At 43.6% G+C, this 3,749-nt stretch carries 2 protein-coding genes; both read left to right on the forward strand.

Annotated elements, in window-relative coordinates; genetic code table 11:
* Positions 1-346 precede the first annotated feature (346 nt).
* On the forward strand, positions 347-1,681 hold the full coding sequence (locus A6395_RS15590) for a hypothetical protein (RefSeq protein WP_149039001.1): 1,335 nt from the start codon (positions 347-349) through the stop codon (positions 1,679-1,681).
* Between the two features lie 851 nt (positions 1,682-2,532).
* Positions 2,533-3,597, forward strand: a complete 1,065-nt coding sequence (locus A6395_RS15595) for a hypothetical protein (protein ID WP_071399737.1) — start codon at positions 2,533-2,535, stop codon at positions 3,595-3,597.
* Positions 3,598-3,749: the final 152 nt, after the last annotated feature.

Raw genomic sequence — 3,749 nt, forward strand, 5'->3', positions numbered from 1 at the left:
CTAAAAAATAATTCAAGAGCGCTGACACATCAAGATGCTTAGTTATTTGCCAAGCATCTTTATTCTCTTTTATTGTCGAAGACAGAGTGAAAGAATAAGAAATCGCCTTGTCCACAATATTTATATTCCAAAAGTGTGCGCCGGCGCACACTTATATGAAAACTACGGTATTTGAAATAATTTAATTGAATAAAAAAATATGCCTTAATTTGTGCTATATTTATCCTTAGAAGAGGTGATCAATATGGAGACTCAATCAACCTCCAATGGCCGCTCGCAACAACTCATCATTTCTCAAGCGGTCACGGCTATTCAAAGGCATCGTATGGAGGAGATTCTCCACAGCGTGTCTATCTTTGATATCCAGGAATTCGTCACGACACTTTATCAGGAGCACTATCAATTCGAAAATCTAGAGGCTTCTTATAAGAAGATACGTTATCATTCATTCAACAAGCTAAAGAAGCGATGGGTGCAGGCTGCCATCCGAAACTACGAAGAGGGACGTGGCCCGAAGAAAGAATTGCGTGCCCGGTTCGAGATGATTACCGCATATCATCATTTGGTCGGCCCTGAAGCCTTCCTGAAAGAGTTTCACGTGAAAACCATCGAAAGTTATATGCAACAATGCATCCTAGAATTGAAAGAATGGGCTGAGAATCCGAATCTGTTAATCCATACGTATCCTTACTGGTCCCAAAAGACGGTGAATCAGAAGAAGACCTCACTCAAGACGGATGTTTTGATGATCCTATGGGAGGTCGCCAAAGAGGTAGATCTCAACCAACCGACTGCGCACCATTCTCCGACTCTCGCCGTCGATATCCCGTTCTTCGGTATGTCCGACCGCATCAAGAACCAGACAGACCTGTTGGATGAGAAACTGAACGAAGCGTCGCAGCTGAATCTCGAGCTTCAAAACTATGACACGGTCATCCCGAAATACAAGAAGGGGATTCCCGACCATCTCTCGGTCCTCGTCAGCAAAGAATTCATCCAAGAATTGAACGGGAAAGTGCCGGACCTTGACTCGAAAGACTTCGAGGCCTTCACAGAGATTCTGGCGTATCGGGACATGACGTTCCAGACAAGCCGGAAAATTATCTTCCCGCTCTCGCAGCTCGTCAAGAAGCTGTATGCGAACGATAGTGGGAAAAGCTACGATTTGACGACGCAACGTCTCATGAAGCTCGGTTATTATCGGGTCGCAGGACACAACGAGGACGGGGACTTCTTCATCCGAGGCCTGTTCTCCTCGGTGACCATTAAAAATGCGACGACATTAGCCGAGAGTCAAGTCATCGTCACGGTCAGTGAGGAAATCTACGACGACCTGTTGAAACAACAGATTGTCAGCATCTACGGGGAACAGATCGAACAATTGAAAGGCAGCTTCGCCTATCATCTGGCCTTCGTCCTACAAAAAGAGCGCATGAGCTCCATTCAGACAGGGGAGCAACAACCGGTGCGAAGGCACTGGCGTCAGTTCACCTATTCGATTCGATTCAACAAGGTCCGAAAGGCCGACAACCTGAAAGAGCTTGAGTTGAATCTGGATCGAATCAAGGAACATGATTTCATCCTGAAGGATTGGCACCGTTCCGGCGATTATTACTTCTTCACCTTCTATCCGTTGGAGTCTTGGGAATTGCCAGGTCATTCGGACACGTTACTATTATAACTGTTATCGCGAAGAACCCAGATAGACTGGGTTCTTTTTTAATTAATCTACTTCATTGTTTCACATGAATCACGACGATTCGAATTTAACAGTGAAGTTGGAACCAACACGTCCAATGATGTCGAGTATCGTCGGACATCCTGAATTATATCTTCTCTTGTACCGTACCAAACTTACACTTTCCTCTCATTCTTCTTAAAAAATGGCGCTGGTTTGAATCTACCTTCCCTAAATTTTCATCTTAAGATTCGATAGATATTCAATCAAATCGCCTTTCTTGGTGAATATGGCTTTCCTTTATATCAGATTTCAACGATTTTGGTAATGCATGACCGTACCAAACTTGCACTTTTCGTTTTTTGGTAACAGATGACCGTACTGAAAGTGCATTTTCTTATTTTGGTCACGAAACACCGTACCGAAACTACATTTTTATGGATTCCTCGCCCTTTAGAAAATAAATTTTTGAGACTCTTTTTGTTTTTTTGGTAACAGATGACCGTACTGAAACTACATTTCCTTCTCTTTTGGTAACAAACAACCGTACCAAACTTACAATTTTTCGTTTTTGGTAACAAAACACCGTACCGAAACTACACTTTTCTCCTTTCCATCTAAAAAAATCTACTCTATTCTCTACAGCAATGGCGCTATAGAGCGGATGAATCAATTTTGGTAACAAATGACCGTACTGAAAACGCATATTTTTCTTGGTTCAAAATGGCTTTATATCAACGAATTTTTCATTTTGGTAACAAAATGCCGTACTGAAAACGCACTTTGACACTATCTTGAAAGAGCTGGATACTGAAACTAGCATATTTTAGGATAGGGGAGGTGTAGGAGAGATGATGGAGACGAATCGACACATTTTAATCGCCAATAAACTATTGGTCGCGATGAGCGGATTGACACGCTGGACGAAACGCCCAGATCACTATCGTTATGAGCAGCATCATTATAACATCCCGGCCTGTTTCACGGCCTTCAAATGGACCAAGTCTCGAATCCGTCATATTCTCTCTATTCTCGCCTACGCTGACGACCAAGGGAAGCTTGAATTCATCGAAGACCACATGGTCGCGGATTTTGCCTGTACGTCGGTCCGCTCCCTACATAACAACTTGAAGACCTTCGAACAGAATGGCCTCATGACGGTCATCCGTCACTTCCCAGGAGTGATTTCAATCCAATTGACGGATTACCTTGAAAACTATCGTGATTTGTTTGTAGACGGTGCTGTGGTCGTTTCGAAGACCGGGTATACGTCTGTTTGGCACGGTCTCTTGTCCGAATTAATCGCGCTTGATAATGTGAACACGTTACGACTCGCGCTACGGACAATCGTCCAGGTCGAAAAAGACGTTCATGTCCAGTCAAATGAACAGGCCATCCTGACCTACGATGAGATCAAAGGATTCCTTCCTAAATACTGTGGCCATAAGCTCGCCATCCAAAAGATGATGTCTGGTCTCAAATTCCTTCAAGTGTCGCTTGTTGAAGACAGTAAGCGTTTCTTAAATATGGTCAAACAGAACATCTCGCTCAAGAAACGAGTCCAAGACGCGACACGACCGCTCTTACTTGAAGTCCAGCTATCGGCTGCGCAAGACAGTAAGCAGATCAAAGAGAAAGACCGCACTGAAGTTCAGCTCGTTTGGTTCGAAATGCGCAAGCGAGTAGGGGAGTTCTTCGACTTTGATGCTCTCAAGGTCAACCGTGATTCACTCTTCTCGATGAGCGATACATTCGGGGCCGAGACATTCAAACGGGTCGTCGAAGAGTTAAAACAGGCATTCCTACACCATCGTGAGGACTTGGTCCACTCGAGCACCCATAAGCTGTTCTTTGAAGAACCGATCTTCTATCTCCATCAACGACTAAAAGAGAACCAGGCAAAATTGGCTATCGCATGATGGTCTATTTGTCATGTTCGTTTTTGAAAGTATATATGAAAATGACCCATTCTTTCAGGTGTTTCCTTCTGTTTGTATTGTTTCCCATTCGTTCTAAGTCATCAGTGCATACTGAATCTGCATTTTTTTACTTTAGGAAAAAAATCAAACCA

Source organism: Exiguobacterium sp. SH31, assembly GCF_001816105.1.
Classification (GTDB): Bacteria; Bacillota; Bacilli; order Exiguobacteriales; family Exiguobacteriaceae; genus Exiguobacterium; species Exiguobacterium aurantiacum_A.

Bases quoted from the DNA above. Each gene is read 5' to 3' on its own strand.
- A6395_RS15595 (WP_071399737.1), top strand. From the start codon at position 2,533: ATGGAGACGAATCGACACATTTTAATCGCCAATAAACTATTGGTCGCG.